The 19,019-nt window shown below is 69.6% G+C and carries 20 protein-coding genes; 15 read left to right on the top strand and 5 right to left on the bottom strand.

Translation table 11 applies throughout. The features are described from left to right. Nucleotides 1-112: 112 nt before the first annotated feature. The 5 genes from nth (at nt 113) to SCNU_RS10995 (ending at nt 3,874) form a co-directional block, all read left to right on the top strand. On the top strand, nt 113-811 hold the full coding sequence (gene nth, locus SCNU_RS11015) for an endonuclease III (protein WP_238526429.1): 699 nt from the start codon (nt 113-115) through the stop codon (nt 809-811). Then, nucleotides 808-1,500, top strand: a complete 693-nt coding sequence (locus tag SCNU_RS11010) for a TlpA family protein disulfide reductase (protein ID WP_009679448.1) — start codon at nt 808-810, stop codon at nt 1,498-1,500. The genes nth and SCNU_RS11010 overlap by 4 nt, the downstream gene beginning before the upstream one ends. Next, complete coding sequence (locus SCNU_RS11005) at nt 1,497-2,303, top strand: NUDIX hydrolase (RefSeq protein WP_009679447.1); 807 nt, start codon at nt 1,497-1,499, stop codon at nt 2,301-2,303. The genes SCNU_RS11010 and SCNU_RS11005 overlap by 4 nt, the downstream gene beginning before the upstream one ends. Then, complete coding sequence (locus tag SCNU_RS11000) at nt 2,300-3,502, top strand: MarP family serine protease (RefSeq protein ID WP_009679446.1); 1,203 nt, start codon at nt 2,300-2,302, stop codon at nt 3,500-3,502. Before SCNU_RS11005 ends, SCNU_RS11000 begins: the two co-directional genes overlap by 4 nt. 93 nt (nt 3,503-3,595) lie before the next feature. Next, complete coding sequence (locus tag SCNU_RS10995) at nt 3,596-3,874, top strand: Ada metal-binding domain-containing protein (RefSeq protein WP_009679445.1); 279 nt, start codon at nt 3,596-3,598, stop codon at nt 3,872-3,874. Between the two features lie 33 nt (nt 3,875-3,907). On the opposite strand, the gene SCNU_RS10990 is transcribed toward SCNU_RS10995, so the two are convergent. From SCNU_RS10990 to acs, 3 genes are all read right to left on the bottom strand, one after another. Further along, nucleotides 3,908-4,843: an alpha/beta fold hydrolase gene (locus SCNU_RS10990; protein ID WP_009679444.1), complete on the bottom strand. Its 936-nt coding sequence runs from the start codon at nt 4,841-4,843 to the stop codon at nt 3,908-3,910. A gap of 16 nt (nt 4,844-4,859) precedes the next feature. Beyond that, nucleotides 4,860-5,384: a phage holin family protein gene (locus SCNU_RS10985; protein ID WP_040518219.1), complete on the bottom strand. Its 525-nt coding sequence runs from the start codon at nt 5,382-5,384 to the stop codon at nt 4,860-4,862. Between the two features lie 114 nt (nt 5,385-5,498). Then, the gene (gene acs / locus SCNU_RS10980; RefSeq protein WP_009679442.1) at nt 5,499-7,442 is read right to left on the bottom strand and encodes an acetate--CoA ligase; all 1,944 of its coding nucleotides are present in this window, start codon (nt 7,440-7,442) and stop codon (nt 5,499-5,501) included. A 251-nt stretch (nt 7,443-7,693) separates the two neighbouring features. Here acs and SCNU_RS10975 point away from each other — a divergent pair, with 251 nt between their 5' ends. Then, nucleotides 7,694-8,443 carry a Fic family protein gene (locus tag SCNU_RS10975; RefSeq protein ID WP_009679441.1) on the top strand — a complete coding sequence of 250 codons (750 nt, stop codon included), beginning with the start codon at nt 7,694-7,696 and terminating at the stop codon, nt 8,441-8,443. Between the two features lie 420 nt (nt 8,444-8,863). On the opposite strand, the gene SCNU_RS10970 is transcribed toward SCNU_RS10975, so the two are convergent. Continuing rightward, entirely contained in the window at nt 8,864-9,682 is an 819-nt protein-coding gene (locus SCNU_RS10970) for an HAD family hydrolase (protein WP_009679440.1), read from the bottom strand. Nucleotides 9,683-10,029: 347 nt separating this feature from the next. Here SCNU_RS10970 and SCNU_RS10965 point away from each other — a divergent pair, with 347 nt between their 5' ends. From SCNU_RS10965 to SCNU_RS10925, 9 genes are all read left to right on the top strand, one after another. After that, nucleotides 10,030-10,977, top strand: a complete 948-nt coding sequence (locus SCNU_RS10965; protein WP_009679439.1) for an esterase/lipase family protein — start codon at nt 10,030-10,032, stop codon at nt 10,975-10,977. A gap of 74 nt (nt 10,978-11,051) precedes the next feature. Beyond that, nucleotides 11,052-12,095, top strand: a complete 1,044-nt coding sequence (gene ssd, locus SCNU_RS10960; RefSeq protein WP_009679438.1) for a septum site-determining protein Ssd — start codon at nt 11,052-11,054, stop codon at nt 12,093-12,095. After that, nucleotides 12,092-13,270: a TadA family conjugal transfer-associated ATPase gene (locus SCNU_RS10955; RefSeq protein ID WP_009679437.1), complete on the top strand. Its 1,179-nt coding sequence runs from the start codon at nt 12,092-12,094 to the stop codon at nt 13,268-13,270. The genes ssd and SCNU_RS10955 overlap by 4 nt, the downstream gene beginning before the upstream one ends. Then, the gene (locus SCNU_RS10950) at nt 13,267-14,064 is read left to right on the top strand and encodes a type II secretion system F family protein (RefSeq protein ID WP_009679436.1); all 798 of its coding nucleotides are present in this window, start codon (nt 13,267-13,269) and stop codon (nt 14,062-14,064) included. The genes SCNU_RS10955 and SCNU_RS10950 overlap by 4 nt, the downstream gene beginning before the upstream one ends. Further along, nucleotides 14,061-14,627, top strand: coding sequence for a type II secretion system F family protein (locus SCNU_RS10945; RefSeq protein ID WP_009679435.1), 567 nt, complete (start codon nt 14,061-14,063; stop codon nt 14,625-14,627). Before SCNU_RS10950 ends, SCNU_RS10945 begins: the two co-directional genes overlap by 4 nt. A gap of 160 nt (nt 14,628-14,787) precedes the next feature. Beyond that, the gene (locus SCNU_RS10940; RefSeq protein ID WP_040518217.1) at nt 14,788-15,354 is read left to right on the top strand and encodes a hypothetical protein; all 567 of its coding nucleotides are present in this window, start codon (nt 14,788-14,790) and stop codon (nt 15,352-15,354) included. 97 nt (nt 15,355-15,451) lie between these two features. Further along, nucleotides 15,452-15,673 (top strand): DUF4244 domain-containing protein, encoded by a 222-nt coding sequence (locus SCNU_RS10935; RefSeq protein ID WP_009679433.1) that lies wholly within the window; start codon nt 15,452-15,454, stop codon nt 15,671-15,673. 57 nt (nt 15,674-15,730) lie between these two features. Then, nucleotides 15,731-16,045 carry a TadE family type IV pilus minor pilin gene (locus SCNU_RS10930; RefSeq protein WP_050792813.1) on the top strand — a complete coding sequence of 105 codons (315 nt, stop codon included), beginning with the start codon at nt 15,731-15,733 and terminating at the stop codon, nt 16,043-16,045. Beyond that, nucleotides 15,936-16,394, top strand: coding sequence for an Rv3654c family TadE-like protein (locus SCNU_RS10925; protein WP_083812591.1), 459 nt, complete (start codon nt 15,936-15,938; stop codon nt 16,392-16,394). The genes SCNU_RS10930 and SCNU_RS10925 overlap by 110 nt, the downstream gene beginning before the upstream one ends. 66 nt (nt 16,395-16,460) lie before the next feature. Here SCNU_RS10925 and SCNU_RS10920 read toward each other — a convergent pair whose 3' ends face one another. Continuing rightward, nucleotides 16,461-18,773, bottom strand: a complete 2,313-nt coding sequence (locus tag SCNU_RS10920; protein WP_009679430.1) for a DEAD/DEAH box helicase — start codon at nt 18,771-18,773, stop codon at nt 16,461-16,463. Nucleotides 18,774-19,019 lie beyond the last annotated feature (246 nt).

Raw genomic sequence — 19,019 nt, 5'->3', positions numbered from 1 at the left:
GAGGTCGCGGGTTCGGCACGGCCCGTCTTTCCGCGCACGACGGCTAACCTGGTCTGTTGTGAGTGGACGCAAGGAGGAGACCAGGCTGGGCCTGGTCCGGCGGGCGCGGCGGATGAACAGATCGCTGGAAGCGGCCTTCCCGCACGTCTACTGCGAATTGGATTTCACCACGCCGCTCGAACTGTCGGTCGCGACCATCCTCTCTGCGCAGTGCACCGACGTCCGGGTCAACCAGGTCACCCCGGCCCTGTTCGCTCGCTACCCCGACGCGCGGTCGTACGCCGAGGCCGACCGCACCGAGCTCGAGGAGATGATCCGATCCACCGGTTTCTACCGGAACAAGGCGAACTCGATCATCGGACTCGGACAGGCTCTGGTCTCGCGATACGGCGGCGAGGTTCCGAACCGGCTCAAAGATCTGGTGACGCTGCCCGGATTCGGGCGCAAGACCGCGAACGTGGTCCTCGGCAACGCGTTCGGAGTCCCCGGAATCACCGTCGACACGCACTTCGGACGACTGGTGCGGCGCTGGAACTGGACGCAGGAGACGGACCCGGTGAAGGTGGAGCGGGAGATCGGCGAGCTCTTCGAGAAGCGCGACTGGACCGACCTCTCGCACCGGATCATCTTTCACGGCAGGCGGGTGTGCCATGCGCGCAAGCCCGCCTGCGGAGTGTGCGTTCTCGCGAAGGACTGCCCGTCGTACGGGGAGGGCCCGACCGACAAGCATCAGGCCGCGGCGCTGGTGAAGGGGCCGGAGACCGAGCATCTGCTCGAACTGGCCGGAGTGACTGCTGGAGTGACTGAGTGAAGATCCTGAAAGAGCCTGCCGCGAGGGCAACGCTGGCGTTCGTCATCGTCGCGGCCGCGCTGATCGTGGCGCTGTGGCCGCGCAGCGGTCCCGGCGACACGTCGTCGGGCAGCGGTTCGCCCGCGGCGTCGTCGACCCAGGGGATCACCGATCAGCAGGTCTCGGACGACGAACTGAGCAAGGCACGCGCGGCGGCGGCGCTCGCACCGTGTCCCGACGGCCCCGGACCGGCGGTGCCCGATGCCGTCCTCGCGGGCGTGACCGTGCCCTGCATGGCCACCGGGGCTCCGGTGGACCTCGGGGTCACCACCGCGGGCAAACCACTCGTCATCAACATGTGGGCGGTGTGGTGCCTGCCGTGCCGCCGCGAACTGCCGATCTTCGACGACTTCTCCAAGCGGGCCGGCGACAGTCTGAACGTCCTCGCGGTGCATGCCAGAGAAGGCGGTGACAAGCCCTATTTCGTGCTCAAGTTCCTTGAGGAGGTCGGTGTTCATCTGCCGGTCGTCACCGATCCGGACGGTGCGGTCGCCAAGGCGATCGGGGCGCCGCGGGTGTTCCCGTCGACGGTGATGATCCGGGCCGACGGGACGGTCGCCAAGGTGCTCCCGCAAGTCTTCGAGTCGGAAGCCGAACTGGCCGAGGCGGTTCGGGAGAACCTCGGTGTCGACGTCGGGGCCGCTCAGTGAACCGGGTGCCGGTCGGGGCGCTCGTCGCCCGGGAACAGATCCCGCCGTGGCTGCGTCGGGTGACCGACGATCCCGAGGTGGTCAACGAGAAGGTCCTGAACCGTGGCGGCGGCCGGGCACGACTGGTCGCCGGACTGCGCGGCCAGCGAGCGGCCGCCGTACTCGTCCTGTTCGCCGGATCCTTCGACGCCGACCCCTACTCGGCGGGCGGACTGCCCGCCGACGCGGACGTCCTGCTCACCGAACGGGCGGCGACTCTCCGCACCCACGGCGGCCAGATCGCGTTCCCCGGAGGGAGCCGCGATCCCGGCGACGACTACCCGGTCGGCACCGCCATGCGGGAGGCCTGGGAGGAGACCGGACTCTCGGACGACGGCGTCACCGTCCTGGCCAACCTGCCGGCCTTCCCGGTGCCGTCGGGCTTCGAGGTGCACCCGGTGCTCGCGCACTGGGAGCGGCCCAGCCCGGTCTACGCCGTCGACCACGGTGAGACCGCCCGGGTCACGCGAGTGAACCTCCGGGAACTGCTGGCGCCCGAGAACCGTTTCCAGGTCAGCCGATCCCTGGTCGGCGCGACCGTCTACAAGGGACCTGCGTTCCTCTACGACGGCATGCTGGTGTGGGGATTCACCGGCGGGCTGATCGCTGCGATCAGTGAGGCCGCAGGCTGGGACGTCCCGTGGGACACCGATGACGTGCGCCCGCTGGAGCAGATGATCGCGGAGACCGGTGGTCGGCAGGTGTCGGGGTTCCCCACCCCGCCGGACGGCGATGTGGCCGCTGACGTGAACGGAGACCGATGAGCGGATCGGTGTGGGTCGACCTGGTGATCCTCGGCGTGGCCCTGCTGGCCGCGATCAGCGGATACCGCCAGGGTGCGGCGGCGTCGGCCCTGGCGTTCCTGGGAGTCGTGCTCGGTGCGGTGGCCGGGATCCTGCTGGCGCCGGTGGTGATCGAGCGGTTCGACGACCAACGGCTACGGCTCCTGATCGGGGTGCTGCTGATCGTCGTCCTCGTGGTGATCGGCGAGGTGGCGGGCATGGTCCTCGGGCGCGCGGCCCGCAGCAGTATTCACTCGCCGAGCATTCGGCGCGTCGACAGTTGGGTCGGGTCGGTCCTGCAGGCGGTCGCCATCATCATCGCGGCCTGGCTCCTGGCCTTCCCGCTCCGCAGTTCGGAGGAGTTGAGCATCTCCTCGGCCATCGACGACTCCGCCGTGATCCAGACCGTCGACAAGGTGGCACCGCAGTGGGTGCGGAATCTGCCGGACGAGTTCACCAGTCTTGTCGAGAGCTCGGGGCTGAAAGAGGTCATCGGGCCGTTCGGGCAGACGCAGGTCGCGAACGTCGGGCCGCCGGACACCGGTCTCGCGGCGCAGCCGGCGGTGCGCTCGGTGCGTCCGAGCGTCATCAAGATCACCGGCGTCGCCCACAGCTGCGGTCAGGCGCTGGAAGGCAGCGGATTCGTCGTCTCTCCGGAGCGCGTGATGACGAATGCGCACGTGGTCGCCGGCACGGACACGGTCAGCGTGCAGACCTCGAACGGCAGGGAACTGGACGCGACCGTCGTCTGGTTCAACTCGCGCAACGACATCGCGGTCCTCGACGTGCCCGGACTGCGGGCGCCCGCGCTCAAGTTCGCGTCGAATCAGGCGCAGACGGGCGACGACGCCATCGCGCTCGGCTACCCCGAGAACGGGCCGTTCACGGTCACGCCCCTGCGAGTCCGGAACACCGTGGAGTTGAACGGACCCGACATCTACCAGAGTGCCCGGCCGGTCCAGCGTCAGGTGTACACCGTGCGCGGCAACATCCGGTCCGGAAACTCCGGCGGCCCGATGATCACCCCGGACGGCGAAGTGCTCGGCGTGGTCTTCGGCGCGGCAGAGGATCCGACCGAGGACACCGGCTTCGTTCTGACCGCCGCGCAGGTGCAGAGCGACCTCGCGGCCTCCGAGCAGAACGACTCCGAGGTGAGCACGAAGCAGTGCGTGTCCGGGTGATCGGTCGACGCAGGCGGAGGCCGGCGGCAGCATGACCACCTTCCGGCCGCGACCTCACGTTCGGCCGATGCGGACCGTCTACCGAGCATCACCATGACTGCCGCAGACCTGCCCTACGTCCTGACCGCTGCCGACGGCACCGGTTACCGATCTGCGGTGAAGGGTGTCTGGGGCGGGCACCGCCGCGGAAAGATCTACGGCCGCCTCGACTGCTCCGCCGCACTGCGGGCCATCGCCCGCGGCGGATACGTCAGTCACCGCGTCTTCTTCATCGACGAGCAGACCGCGATCGCCGCAGGCTATCGGCCGTGCGGCGTCTGCTGTGTCGACGAGTACCGCCGATGGAAGGCAGCCCGGCGGACAGGCCGATGACGGCGACTCCGGCCACCCGCGGGCATCGCGGAACTACCGCTCGAGCAACTCCAGCAGCATTGCGTTGAATTCGTCCGGAGTCTCCTGGTGCGCGAAATGGCCGGCGCCGGTGATGGTCCGGTAGTCCATGTCGGCGGCCCAGCGGCGACTGCCCGCCATCAGCGAGTCGAGGATGTAGGCGTCATCGTGGCCGCGGACCGCGAGGAGCGGGACCTCGAGGCGCTCGTCCATCAGGTCCATGAACCGCCAGCCGTCGTTGCGGAACTGCGAACGGAAGGCCCAGCGGCGGTACTCCAGACTGCAGTGTGCGACGCCGGGGATCTGGATGGCGAGGCGATTGCGGGAGACGGCCTCGGCGAAGTCGCCGGTGGTACGCCAGTGGGCTCCGGAGCGTTCGCGGAAGTACTCGTCGACGAAGGCGCCGTCGCCGCGAGTGAGGCGGCGTTCGCCGATGCGCGGCAGCTGATTGTGCAGGAAGGGCGCCAGGAAGGCCGACCGCTCCTCGGAGTTGAACAGCACGCCTTGTTTGAGGGCGCGGGGATGCGGCGACGACACGACCGCGACTCGGTCGACCACCGCCGGATGCAGCGTCGCGGTGGCCCAGCAGACCAGGCCGCCGTCGGCGTGGCCCACCAGGGTGGCGTTCGTGTGGCCCAGTGCGCGGATCAGCGCGTTGGTGTCGCCGGCTAGCGTCCATCCGTCGTAGCCGCGCGGCGGCTTGTCGGAATCGCCGTAGCCGCGGAGGTCGACGGCGACCGCGCGGTAGCCGGCCTCGGTCAGCGCCGCGAGCTGATGCCGCCACGACCACCAGAACTCGGCGAAGCCGTGCAGCAGCAGCACCAGCGGACGATCGGCGACGAACCGCTGCGTCTCCACGGCGTGGAAGCGGAGCCCGTTCGCGCGGACGTCGAAGTGCCGCCACGGCCCGTCGAAGCGGACCAGGGTCGGATCGGGGGGAACGCTAGTCAATCTGGCAGAGGATCGATCAGCCGCGCATCGGATCGCGCGCAGGCGGAATCTGCGGATGCGCCATCCCGCCGGTCGACTCGTGGTGGCCCGGAAGCACCGTCGCCAACTCGTTGACGGATTCGATGGTCTTCTCCGGCGCCTTGAGACGTTTGAAGAACACGTATCCGACGACGATCAGGACGATCGACACGATCAGCAGCAGCAGGAAGACGATGCCGAACGCGGCCCAGGTGGGGAGCCACACGTCGAGCAGGAAACCGAGGAAGACGAAGAAGAAGAGGCTCGCGTACAGCAGCAGGACGCCGGCGACGATCATCAGACCGCTGCCCGCACCGGCCTTCTTGGCCTCGCGGACCAGTTCGGACTTCGCCAGGGCGATCTCCGCGCGGAACAGGGTCGACGCGCTCGCGGTCGCATCCTTGACCAGGTTGCCGATCGTCGGCTCACCGCCCGGGCCGAGGTTCGCGTCCGACATGGGGATCGACGGAACGCGGGGAGCGTTGCTCGGTTCACTCGGCCAGGTGTCGGAATTTCCGCTCACGAATACTCCCTTGAAGATCGTTGGTCGGTCTCATGTTGCCACGTCGGGTCGTAGCGCGAAACGACACCGCCGACCCGGGCAGGTCGGCGGTGTCGTCAGAGGTGTCCTCAGAAGTCAGTTCTTGCGTGCGCGAATGGCTTCGAACACCGAGGGATCGACGAGCGTCGACGTGTCGCCCAACTCCCGTCCCTCCGCGACGTCCTTCAGCAGTCGGCGCATGATCTTGCCCGACCGGGTCTTCGGCAATTCGGGGACGATGTTGATCTCGCGGGGCTTCGCGATCGGCGAGATGTCGACCGAGACCTGCTCCCGAAGCTCGGCGATGAGCGTGTCGCCGGAGGCGTCCGCGCCCTCCATGAGGATGACGAACGCGACGATGCCCTGACCGGTGGTCTCGTCCGCCGCGCCGATCACGGCGGCTTCGGCGACCGCGGAGTGCGCGACGAGTGCGGATTCGACCTCCGACGTGGAGATGCGGTGCCCGGACACGTTCATCACGTCGTCCACGCGGCCGAGGACCCAGAGTGCGTGGTCCTCGTCGTACCGGGCGCCGTCGCCTGCGAAGTACCAGCCCTGATCGGCGAACCGCGACCAGTAGGTCTCCTTGAAGCGCTCCTCGTCGCCCCAGATGCCGCGGAGCATGCCCGGCCACGGCTTGTCGAGGACCAGGTAGCCCTGCTCGCCGTCGGGTACCGCGTTGCCCGCGTCGTCGACCACGTTGGCGCTGATGCCCGGAAGCGGCCGCATGGCCGATCCGGGCTTGGTCTCGGTGACGCCGGGCAGCGGCGAGATCATGATGCCGCCGGTCTCCGTCTGCCACCAGGTGTCGACGATCGGGCAGCGACTGCCGCCGATCACCTCGTGGTACCAGCGCCAGGCCTCGGGGTTGATCGGCTCGCCGACGCTGCCGAGCAGGCGCAACGACGACAGGTCGTGGGCGTCGGGGATCTCGCGTCCCCACTTCATGAACGTGCGGATCAGCGTCGGCGCGATGTAATAGGTGGTGACGCCGTACTTCTCGATCACCTGGAAGTGGCGGTGCTCGTTCGGTGTGTTCGGGGTGCCCTCGTAGATGACCTCGGTGGCACCGTTCGAGAGCGGCCCGTAGACGAGGTAGGAGTGGCCGGTGACCCAGCCGATGTCGGCGCCGCACCAGAAGACGTCGCGACCCTCCTTGTGGTCGAAGACGTTGTGGAAGGTGTAGCTGGCCTGCGTCAGGTAGCCGCCCGACGAGTGGACGATGCCCTTCGGCTTGCCGGTGGTGCCGGAGGTGTACAGCAGGAACAGCGGATGCTCGGCGTCGAAGGCCTCGGGCTCGTGGTGCGGCGACGACTCGCCGACGGTGTCGTCCCACCAGACGTCACGTCCCTCGACCCAGTTCAGATCCGGGTCGTGATTGGTACGGCGGACCACCAGCACCTTCTCGACGGACTTCGCCGCGTCCGCGCCGGTGCCGAGGGCCTCGTCGACGGCTTCCTTGAGCGGTGCGGGCTTACCGCGCCGGTACTGGCCGTCGGTGGTGACGACGACCTTGGCCTCCGCGTCGTCGACGCGCGAGCGGAGCGCGGTGGCGCTGAAACCGGCGAACACCACCGAGTGCGTGAGTCCGAGGCGGGCGCACGCCAGCATCGACACGATGGCCTCGGGGACCATCGGCATGTAGATCGCGACGCGGTCGCCGGTCTGCAGACCGATCGAGGCGAGGTAGTTGGCCGCGCGGGAGACCTCGTCCTTGAGCTGGCTGTAGGTGATGTCGCGGGAGTCGCCGGGCTCGCCGACCCAGTGGATGGCGACGCGGTCGCCCTTGCCCGCGTCGACGTGGCGGTCGACGCAGTTGTAGGCGACGTTCAGCTTGCCGCCGACGAACCACTTCGCGAAGGGGGCGTTCGACCAGTCGAGCACCTCGCCGAACGGGGTGTCCCAGTCCAGCCTGCGGGCCTGCTCGGCCCAGAACTCGAGTGGATCGGCCTCGGCGCGGTCGTACATCTGGGCCGTGGCGTTCGCATTCGCGGCGAAATCGGGAGACGGCGGGTAGACCTGGTTAGCGCTCGAGGACATCGTCGTTTGCCTTTCCTGTATTCGGTCGGTCGAGGTCTCGGTACGAGACCGGCTCGGTCTGCGAGGACGCAGAGACTTCTAGTGTGAAGGTAATCACGGTCGTCCGACAGTGTGACGGCGAGACGGTTGCATGCGGGTTGCGCGCGATGAACGGTCGATCGTCAGCGGTCGGCGGCAGTCGTGAGTGAGCGTACGACGCCGACGCCGCCGGGGACGGTCGGATGACCACCCACCGGACTACTCTTGACCGAGTGAGTTCAGATCCGCTGTCGCCGCTGCTCGACCTCCCCGGTGTCCGGGAGGCGTCCGATCGGGCCCGTGATGCCGTCAGTGCCGCGCACCGTCACCCGATCAACCTGCGGCAGTGGGACAAGACGTCCAGGGAGGCCTCGTGGCGTGCGGGCCGGGCGTCGGCGGCCATCGACGGCGGAACCACCGACATCTCCCGCGACGACCTCGGCGATCCGATCGCGGCGGGCGCGATCCGCGTGGCCCAGTCGCTCGACAGCGACGCCATCGATCAGGCCGTCGCCGTCTTCCGCCGTGCGCCGGCTCAGGCCCTGGCCCGCCTGCACACCCTCGCCGCCTCGGATCTGGTGGACGATCCGGAACTGCTCGGGCGACCGCGCGCCGAGCCGCACATCGCGCAGCGCCTGGATCTACTCGGACAGCTCATCACCGGCGGCACCGCGGCGCCCGCGCCGGTGCTCGCCGCGGTGGTCCACGGCGAACTGCTGGTGCTGGCGCCCTTCACCGAGGCGAACGGCGTCGTCGCGCGGGCCGCGTCGCGGCTGGTCTCGGCGATGACCGGACTGGATCCGCACCTGCTCGGCGTCCCCGAGGTGACCTGGCTCAAGCGGCTCGGCGAGTACCGGGAACTCTCGGCGCAGTTCGCGACCGGCGACCCCGACGCCATCGCCGCGTGGATCGTCCTCTGCTGTGACGCGATGGAGGCGGGCGGCGCGGAGGCGACGTCGATCGCGGACGCCGCGCGCGGCTGAATCGGCCGTCGGAGCGACTGACTTGGGTCGACTGACCCGCACACATATTTGCGGGCGGCCTCCCGACCCGGATCAACCGGTTCGGATTGCCGCCCGCAAGCACGGACTCAAGTGACCATGGCGTGCATATGTGGGTTGTGTGACTCGCCTCGGCGAGGGACTGCTGGCATCTCGACGTGAATCGTGAGGTTCGGGTTGTCGGTCCGAAGGAGATTTCACAAATGATGTCTGCAATGTCGCAGGCGCACAACACTTCTGCCAATGCGGCGCGCTCCGCGTGGGTGCTTGCCGCCCGTGCTGGGAACTTGCCGATCCGGGGGCTTCGACCCTTCTCTTCCGGGAGAAGCTGTTGCCGTTCGGGGCTCCGTAACTCATTTGTACATGGTGATCGGCATCACATCAAGCCCTTCCGGAAAATTCTTACGCGGCTTCTGACCTGGTGTTTCTCGTGTGTCGCAGTTGGTAGACGAGGGCCGCTGCGGCGACTGCCCCAATTCCGGTGGCACACAATGCGGTACGGGTCAGCACGGGCTTCGAGGCCCACGGCGCCGGGGTTGTCGGACTGGGGAAATCGAGTATCTCCCAACCGTTTTCGATCGCATGGTGGCGCAGTGAGCGATCCGGATTGACCGCCGCCGGGTGTCCGACGGCGCTCAGCATCGGCAGGTCGGTGCTGGAGTCGGAGTACGCATAGCACTCGTCGAGGCGGTAACCGCGTTCGGCGGCTAGCTCGCGCATCGCGACGGCCTTGTTCTCGCCGTAGCAGTAGAAGTCGAGGTCGCCCGAGTAGTGGCCGTCCTCGATGTGCATGATGCTGGCGCGGACGACGTCGACGCCGAGCAGCGCGCCGATGGGCTCCACCATCTCGATGCCGGACGCGGAGATCAGCACGATCTCGTGGCCGGCCCGGCGGTGCTCGTCGATCAGCACGGCGGCCTCGCTGAAAATGGCGGGTCGGACCACCTCGTCGAGCGTCTCGGAGACGATCTCGCGTACCTGGGCGGCGTCCCAGCCCCGGCTCATGTCGGTGACGTGCTTGCGCAGTCGTTCCACTTGCTGAGCTTCGGCGGAGGTGAGCAGGAACTGGAGCTGCGCGACGGCCGACCGCAGCATCGCCCGGCGCGTGAGGAGGCCGCCCTCGAAGAACGGGCGGGTGAAGGCGAGGGCGCTGGACCGCGCGATCACGGTCTTGTCGAGGTCGAAGAACGCCGCGATGGGACGGGATGACGTCGAGGTCACACGCCGAATCCTACGACGGCCGGATGCCACGGATCGGTGTGACCTAGAAAACACTGGAAGGAGATAGTTGGTATTGCAATGTTCGCGTCAGCGCGTGTAGCTTGTAAGTATCCGGTTCACGCCGGTAGCTTTCAGCCCGACCCCCCGGGGCTGAAACGCTGATGACCCCGGCCTCCTCCCCCCTGGCCGGGGTCGTCCTATATCTGCAGGAAGTTCTGTTCCGGCAGGTCCGCACGTGAGTGCGTAGACGAATCTCTCCAAGTGTCTCACGATCCGCACCTTTCCGTAGTAGCTTCAGACCACCATGCATCCGATCGGATGCGCGTCGTCTACGAGTTCGGAATCTGATGAAGCGAATCGGACGCCTCGTCCTGTTGTTCTGTGCGGTGCTCCTCGGAGTGTCTGTCGCGGTGTCGGCCCCCGCGGGAGCCGAGCCCAAGCTGCCGGAGAACTACAACTTCTTCGGTGGGATCCCGTACGAGTTGCAGCATCCCGGTGGCTCGCTGCCGGGTTCCAACGACTTCGGCTGCAAACCCACCGCGGAGCATCCGCGACCCGTGGTCCTCGTCCACGGGACCGGTGGCGCACGGACCACCAACTGGGGCTCGTACGTGCCGATGCTCAAGAACCGCGGCTACTGCGTCTTCGCGCTGACCTACGGGGCCCTGCCCGGGATGCCGTGGCCGTTGACCGCGGTCGGCGGCATGGACCGGATCGACGTCAGCGCCGGTCAACTGCAGAAGTTCGTGGCGAAGGTGCTCTCCGCGACCGGCGCGAAGACCGTCGATCTCATCGGGCACTCGCAGGGCACCTATATGCCGACGTACTACCTCAAGTACCTCGGCGGCGCCGACAAGGTCACCAATTACGTCTCCCTCGCCCCGCTGTGGAAGGGGACCGGGTCGGTGAGCCCGGCGATGAACCAGCTCGGTCGCCTGCTGGGCGACGTCCCCATGCCGATGTGCATCGGCTGCGGCGGGATGCTGCAGGGGTCGTCGATGCACAAGAAGATCTGGTCCGGCGGAAGCCCGTACGTCAAGGGCGTCCGCTACACGAACATCATGACGAAGTACGACGAGTTGGTGGTGCCGTACACCGCGGGCTACGTCCCCGGACGAGCCGGCGAGACCGTGCGCAACGTCGTCGTGCAGGACACCTGCGCACAGGATTACAGCGACCACCTGGCCATCGCAGGATCCAGGCGGGCCGCCTACATCGCGCTCAACGCTCTCGATCCGGAGCATCCGGTGACGGTGCCGTGCGAGTTCGTGCCGCCGTTCACCGGACAGTCGTGAGCGACGGGCCGTCGGTGCCGGAACCTGTGGACAGCGTGCTTTCCTGATCGACGGGCGCGGGCCAGGCTCGGTGCATGACCGATGTGCTGCTGGTGCTGGCCGACGAGAGCCTCCACGACGATCTCGCGCGCTGCAGTGCGGCGGCCGGGTACACGATGGTGCTCGGCGATCCTCGGCAGTGCAGGCACCAGTGGCTCCGGGCGGGTGCGGTCGTGGCCGACTCCGATGCGCTGGGGGTGCTTGCGCACCTCGACCTGCCTCAGCGGGGCGGACTTCTCGCGGTCGGCTCCTCGGACGGTGACGCACGGCTGTGGCGGTCGGGCCTGACGCTCGGCGCGGACGGCGGATTCCTGCTGCCGGACGACGAGGCGGGGCTGGTCGCCATGCTGTCCCGGGCGCGGGAACCGCGTCGGCATCCGGCGCGGGCCGTGGCGGTGGTGCCCGGGCACGGCGGAGCCGGCGCCAGCACCCTCGCCGCGGCGGTCGCGCTCGTCGCCGCACAGACGTCGAATGTGCTGCTCCTCGACGTCGATCAGGCGGGACCGGGCGCCGATCTGATGCTCGGAGTCGAAGCCGAGCCCGGTCTGCGATGGTCGGACGTGAACGGCGAGACCGGGTCGATCGGGGGCGCCGCGTTGCGGTCGGCGGTACCGCGGACCCGGGGTGTCGGGGTGCTCGCGTGCGACCGCTCCGGCCGCACACCGTTGCGGTCGGACACCGTCCTCGCGGTGCTCGACGCCGGACGCGGAGCGGGTGACGTCGTCGTCGCCGATGTCGGTCGCGAGCCCGGACCGGTGACGGCGGGGATCGTCGATTCGGTGGATCTCGTCGTCGTGGTCACCACGGCCACGGTGCCCGGCGTCGCCGCGACCCGCCGCACGGTGGCGCGGATGCTGCACGAGCGGTCGTCGCTGCTGATGGTCCGGGGTCCGTCGCCCAGCGGGCTGACGGCGGAGCAGGTCGCGTCGTCGATCGGCGTCGAGTTGCTCGGCAGCTACCGCGCCGACGCCGCGCTCCCCGGACGTTGCGAGGCCGGCGGGCTGGTGCTGAGATCGCGCGCACCATTGGCCCGTGCGGCCCGGTCCGTGCACGACCGACTGCGGGCCGGGACCCGATGACCGGCGTCGACGCGGACCTGCTCGAACGCGTCCGGAGACGACTGGCGGTGGAAGCGGGTGCGGGGACGGCCTCGCCGGGCCCGGCGGTGATCGCCGACGCGATCCGGGCCGAGTCCGCGGGGCTCCTCGGCGACACCGACCTGCTCGCCGCATTGCGCTATCTCCAGACCGAGATGGTGGGCGTGGGACGACTCGAGGTGCTGCTCGCCGACCCCGAGGTGACCGACGTTCTGGTGGTCGGGCCGCGCGTGTGGGCCGATCGCGGTGACGGACCGGAACTGACGGACGTGACGTTCGACGACGAGGCGAGCGTGCGTCGACTCGCCGCGAGGCTCGCATTGGGCGCCGGCCGTCGCCTCGACGACGCGCAGCCCTGGGTGGACGGCAGACTCGCCGGGGTCGGGCGCAACGCCGCTCAGGTGCGCCTGCACGCGGTGATTCCGCCGCTGGCCCCCGACGGTACGTGCATCTCGCTGCGCGTGCTCCGCAGCGCGACGCACGACTACCGGGCGTTGGTCGACAGCGGGTCGATCGCCGCAGAGGTCAGTCGGCTCGTGGCCGACGTGATCGCCGCCCGCCTGGCCTTCCTGGTGGTCGGCGGCACCGGCGCCGGCAAGACCACGGTGCTCGGCAGCCTGCTGGGGCTGGCGGAGCCGACACAGCGGATTCTGTGCGTCGAGGACGCCCCGGAGCTCGACCCGCGCCATCCGCATGTGGTTCGGCTCGTCGCTCGCGCCGCGAATGTCGAGGGAGTGGGCGAGGTGACGGTGCGAATGCTCGTCCGGCAGGCATTGCGGATGCGCCCGGACCGGATCGTCGTCGGTGAGGTCCGGGGTGCCGAGGTGATCGACCTGCTGACGGCCTTGAATACCGGGCACGAGGGCTGCGCGGGGACCCTGCACGCGAATTCGATCGCCGAGGTGCCTGCGCGCATGGAGGCGCTCGCCGCGCTCGGTGGGATGGGCCGCACGGCCTTGCACAGCCAGCTCGGTCCGGCGATCCAGGTGATCCTCGGCGTGGCGAGAACCGCGGGCGGGCAGCGGCGGCTGGCCGAGATCGGCGTCGTGGAGCGGGACGATTCCGGGCTGGTCCGGGTGGTTCCGGCCTGGTGCGCGGACGGTGGGTTCACCGATCGTCGAGCATCGTTGGAGCGCCTCGTCGGACGTCGGTCATGACGGCCGCCGCGGTGCTGGTGGCGCTGGCCGCGGTGCTGCTCTGGTGGCCGGTGCCCGAGGCGTATCGTCGTCTCGCCGGGCTGGTCGCGGAGGAGCGGGGAATGGCCCGGAGGATGGATCCGTGGCTCCTGGTCTGGGTGCTTCCGGCGGCGGCCCTGCTCGTCTTCGGCGTGGCGCCGGGCGTCGCCGGGGCGCTGGTGGCGGGTCTGGTCACCAGGCAGCGTCGGCGGTCGTGTCGGGAGGCGTTGGCGGACCGGGACTCTCGGCAGTTGATCGCCGCACTCGCGGTGATGTCGGCGGAGCTGTCGGTCGGGGCGCCGGTGGTGCAGGCGTGCCGGGCCGCTGCCGCCGATCTCGCGCGTATCGACCACGACGGGGCCGTGGGACCGGAACTCGCGCGGATGGCCGCGCGTGCCGAACTCGGCGGCGACCCGGGACCGGAGTCGGCGACCCGGGCGGGCCCGGTCCGCAGGCTGGCGCGGTCGTGGGCGGTCTCGCTCGAATACGGACTGCCGGTGGGGGACGTGCTGGCCGCGCTCCGCGAGGACTTGGTGTCGCGGCAGGACTTCGCCGCCCGGACCCGGGCGGGGCTCGCGGGTCCGCGCGCCACGGCGGTCGTACTGGCGGGACTGCCGGTCGTCGGGCTGGTGCTCGGCCAGGCGATGGGCGCCCACCCGGCGCGAGTGCTTCTCGAGAGCCGGATCGGCGGCGTGCTGCTGGTGGTCGGCACCGCGCTGTCGGTGGCCGGGGTGGTGTGGGCGGACCGCATCGCGGACCAGGCGGTACGACGGTGAGCCTCGCTCTCGTGCTGATGGCGGCGGCGCTGCTGATCCTGCCGCCGCGGAGCCGGTCGCTGGCGAGGGTGGCGCAGGCGCCGGTGACGGAGGCGATCGCGGCAGATGGCGGGCCACCCGATCCGTTCGACGTCGCGGCGGGGTACGACACCCTCGCGGTGTGCCTGCGCGCCGGCCTCCCGCTGGCGACCGCCGCGGCGGTCGCCGCCGAGACGGCGCCGCCGGAACTGCGCTCGTCGTTCACTCGAGCTGCGGACCTGTTGGCACTGGGCGCCGACCCGGACCAGGCCTGGGCGCCCGTGGACGCCGATTCCGTCGACTTCGCCGAGCTCGCCGCGTTGATCAGTAGGGCGTCGCGAGCGGGGTCGGCCCTCGCCGACTCGGTCGGCGGATTCGCTGACGCCACGCGGCGTCGCGCCGAGAACGCGTCGCTCGAAGCCGCGGAGCGGGCGGGCGTCAAGATCAGCGGTCCGCTGGGACTGTGCTTCCTCCCCGCGTTCGTCTGCCTGGGCATCGTGCCCGTCGTGATCGGTCTGGCATCGAGTCTGCTGATCGGTCTGTGAGGACGGCGGCGTCGAGCGGGTCGTCGCGCGTCGGTCGCGCGCCGACGATCTCGAGACCCGGTGCCGTGGGTTCCGCCTCTCGCCTCAGCGGTCATTCAGACGGCAGAACCTGGTCGCAAGCGCTTGGCGCGGCACGTATCCCGCGCGCACGCTGCTGTACATGGGCAAGCAGACGATCTATCGATGGTCCGCCGTAGCCGCGGCGGCGCTAGCGGTGAGCGGGATCTCCGCATGCGATCGAGGCGTCGACACCACCGTGAGTTCGAGCGCATCACCCTCGGTGGTCACGGTGACGAAGTCGGTGGTGCAGGCATCCGACGGCGGGTCGTCGACGGCGACGGTTGCACCGACGGTGTCTGCGGAGAACCCGCCGTCCGATGTCGAGGAGACGCCGCGGTCGGATCTCGCGCAGTACTACGGCGAATGGACGGGTCATGGTCGTGACCTGGTGCTCGATTCAGACGGGACGGCGACCGTCTCGCTGGCAGCGGGCGCCGCCGACGTCGAGAAGTGGACGGCCACCTGGGGTGCGCACGGCAACGGGATCGTGGTGACGCTCTCGACGATGACCTGGCACACCGGTGAGCCGCTCGGAAATCGGCCGGGTCAGTCCTGGACGGGGATCCTGCGCCCCGCCGACGAGGACGGCGTCACGGTCCTGCACATGCCGGGATTCACCGATTGGTGCTCGACTCGATTCGGGCGGTCGGTGGTCTGCGGAGCCTGACCCGCGACACGCCGAGGGCCGTGGAACCGGCTGCCGCTGTGGTGCGTCTAAAGGAGTGCAAGGGTTCGACGATCCGAGAACGACGAAGGGGGACGTCATGTCGGTGGGGAGAGTGTTCGTCCAGCGGTGGCGCGAGATCGGCGACGCGGCACTGCGATTGGCCGTGGACGAGGAAGGGATGAGCACCGCCGAATACGCGATCGGCACGATCGCCGCGGCGGCGTTCGGAGCTCTGCTGTACACGGTGGTGACCGGGGACTCGGTGGTCAGTGCGCTCACCGGGATCATCGGCAAGGCGCTCAGCACCTCGGCGGGATGAGGTGTGCTGAGGCTGCTCGCTGCACTGGGTCGTCGTCTGGGGCGCGACGAGTCCGGCATGGTGACGGTGGAGGCGGCGTACGCGATGGCGGCGATCGCGGCATTCCTGCTCCTGGGGGTGGGAGCGGTGGCGGGCGCGTCGGCGCAGATCCGGTGCACCGACGCTGCTCGGGAGGTGGCGCGGTTGACGGCGGCGGGCGACTCGACCGCCCGCCGCGTGGGTACGGCGGTCGCGCCGCGCGGTGCGGAGATCGAGGTGCGAGGTGACGGCGACGAGGTGGTCGTCCAGGTGTCGTCAGGGGTGCCGCTTCTGCCGTTGGTCACGGTGTCGGCGACGGCGGTGGCGGCGCGCGAGCCGGAGGCGGTCGGGTGACGAGGGGTTCTCGACCGTCGCCGGGGCGGCGGTGATCGCCGCGCTGGCGATGCTGCTGGTCGCGGCTTTGTACGTCGGCGCGGCGGTGGTGGCCCGGCACCGAGCGCAGTCGGCCGCCGATCTCGCGGCGCTGGCGGGGGCGGCAGCGGAGTCGAGCGGGCAGGGCGACGGATGTGGGGAGGCGAGGCGGCTGGCGGCGAGACAGGAGGGAGCGCCGCGGGTCGTCGGCTGCTCGGTCGACGGAGGTGATGTGCAGGTGCGGGTCGCGGTGCGGATCAGCTTGGGCCGGTACGGGATTCGGGACGCGGTGGCCGCGGCCCGAGCGGGGCCGGTGGAGACGGCCGGCTGATTGAGCGGAGACGGCCGGCTGATCGAGCGGTGACGGCGCGGATTACGGACTGGGTCGTGACCGGGCCTAGCGCTGCAAGCGGCCGATCAGGCGGAGGAGTTTGATCGCGTGCTCCTTGTCGAGCGGCTCGTTCCCGTTGCCGCACTTGGGGGATTGCACGCAGGAGGGACAACCGGAGGTGCAGCCGCAGGACGAGACGGCCTCGTCGGTGGCCGAGATCCAGTCGGTGAAGGCCTCGTAGCCGCGGTCGGCGAAGCCCGCGCCACCGGGGAAACCGTCGTAGACGAATACGGTCGGGAGTCCGGTGCCGGGGTGCATCGCGGTGGAGAGCCCGCCGATGTCCCAGCGGTCGCAGGTGGCGACGAGGCCGAGCATGCCGATGGCAGCGTGCTCGGCGGCGTGGAGGGCGCCGGGGAACTTGTCGAGGGCGATACCCGCGTCGATCATCGCCTCCTGCGTGAGGGTGTACATCACCGCACGGGTGGTCAGGGTGTGCTCGGGGAGGTCCAGGGGGACCGAGTCGAGGATCTCGCCGGACAGCGCCTTGCGGAGGTAGCCGACCACCTGGTTGGTGACCTCGACGGACACGCTCGCGACGGTGAGCGGACCGAAGGTGCGTCGGTCGTGCGTCTCGATGATGGTGACGTCACTGACTTCGCGGGCCGACGTGGTCCAGTCGGGTTCCTCCGGGTGGGTCAGGGCGAGCCCGTCGTCGAGGTCGAGCTCGTCGACGACGAAGCTCTCGCCCTGGTGGAGATACACGGCGCCGGGGTAGACCGACGTCATCGCCCGAGCGGTGTCGACGGTGCCGAGCAGTCGCGAGGTGGTGGCGTCGACGATCAGCACCTGACCGCCGATTCCGCCGCGAATGTCGATGTCGCCGTGCGGATCGAGGCCAGGTGCGGCGTACCACCCGGCCTTGCGGCGCTTGAGCTTGCCTGCGGCGGTGAGCTCGGCGACGACCTCGCCGGCGGAGAACGCGGCCACCTCCTCCTCGGTGAGTGGGAACTCGGTTGCGGCGCACAGCATGTGAGGGCCGAGGACGAAGGGGTTGGTCGGGTCGGTGACGGTGGCCTCCACCGCCCGCTCGAGCAGGGCCTCCGGATGATGCACGAGGTAGGTGTCGAGCGGGTCGTCGCGGGCGATCATCACCACGATCGAGCCCTCGCCGCGTCGTCCCGCACGACCGGCCTGCTGCCAGAACGAGGCGACGGTTCCCGGATAGCCGGCCACGACCACCGCGTCGAGCCCGGAGATGTCGACGCCGAGCTCCAGTGCATTGGTGGTCGCGACGCCGAGGAGTTCGCCGTCGGAGATCGCCTGTTCGAGGCGTCGGCGGTCGTCGGCGAGGTAGCCGGCGCGGTAGGCGGCCACGCGGTCGACGAGGTCGGGCGCGGCGTCGGCGAGGATCTGCCGGGCCCGCACCGCAGTGACCTCGACGCCGCGCCGGCTCCGCACGAAGCAGAGGGTGCGGGCGCCCTCGATGACGAAGTCGGCCAGCAGACGGGCGGCCTCCGAACCGGCGGATCGGCGGACCGGCGCGTCGTTCTCGCCGGTCACCTCGTCGAGGAAACCGGGCTCCCACATGGCGACAGTCCGCTCTCCGTGGGGTGAGGCGTCCTCGGTCACCGCGACGACGTCCTCACCGATCAAGCGGGAGAGCGCCTGCGCGGGATTGGAGACGGTGGCGCTTGCGCCGATCACGACCGGGTCGGCGCCGTACTTGCGGGCGATCCGCAGCGTCCGTTGCAGGACGAGCGCGGTGTGCGAGCCGAAGACGCCTCGGTAGTGGTGGCATTCGTCGACGACGATGTAGCGCAGCTTGGCGAAGAACGCGCGCCATCGGGGATGGGTCGAGGTGATGCCGATCTGCAGCATGTCCGGGTTGGTGAAGATCCATCGCGAGTGCATGCGCGCCCACTGCCGCAGTTCGGAGTCGGTGTCGCCGTCGTAGGAGCACGGTTGCAGATGGGCGAACTCGGGCCGGCCCGCGATCAGTTGGGCCACGGATCGCAGCTGATCGGTCCCGAGGGCCTTGGTCGGTGAGAGATACAGCGCGGTCGAGTTGTGGTCGTCGGCGAATGTGGTGAGCACCGGCAGCTGGTAGGCGAGGGACTTGCCGGACGCGGTGCCGGTGCACACGCAGACGTGGCGGCTCGAGGCGGCGAGCGAGGCCGCCTCGGTCTGGTGCCGCCAGGGCCGGCGGACGCCTCGTTCGACGAAGGCGTCGCGGACGGCGGGGTGGACCCAGTCCGGCCATTCGGTGACCTCGGCCGACCGGGAACCGATGACGGTCATGTGGGTGAGCGGACCGGGATCGTCCGAGGTGCCGGCGAGCGTGCGCGTGAGCAGCTCGCCGCCGTAGCTGAGCTCGGACATGCGATCGTTCGCCTCACAGTGGTCGAAAAGAAGTCGAGTGAATCACCCATGGTACGCAGGGACTTTCGGCCCGATTCGGCGTGTCGGCAGACAACCTGCCGGATCCGGGTGTCAAACACGTGTGGAACGTGATTAGCTTAGGGCGGTCGCTCGCTCCGATTGACTCGGAGTACGTTGCGGTCGGTGTACTGCAGTTGGTTCCATCGCCACCCGGCGAGGCTTGTTGAAGTATGGCGGTCGGAACAG

Source organism: Gordonia neofelifaecis NRRL B-59395, assembly GCF_000192435.1.
Classification (GTDB): Bacteria; Actinomycetota; Actinomycetes; order Mycobacteriales; family Mycobacteriaceae; genus Gordonia; species Gordonia neofelifaecis.
This window is presented reverse-complemented; position numbering and strand designations above follow the sequence as displayed.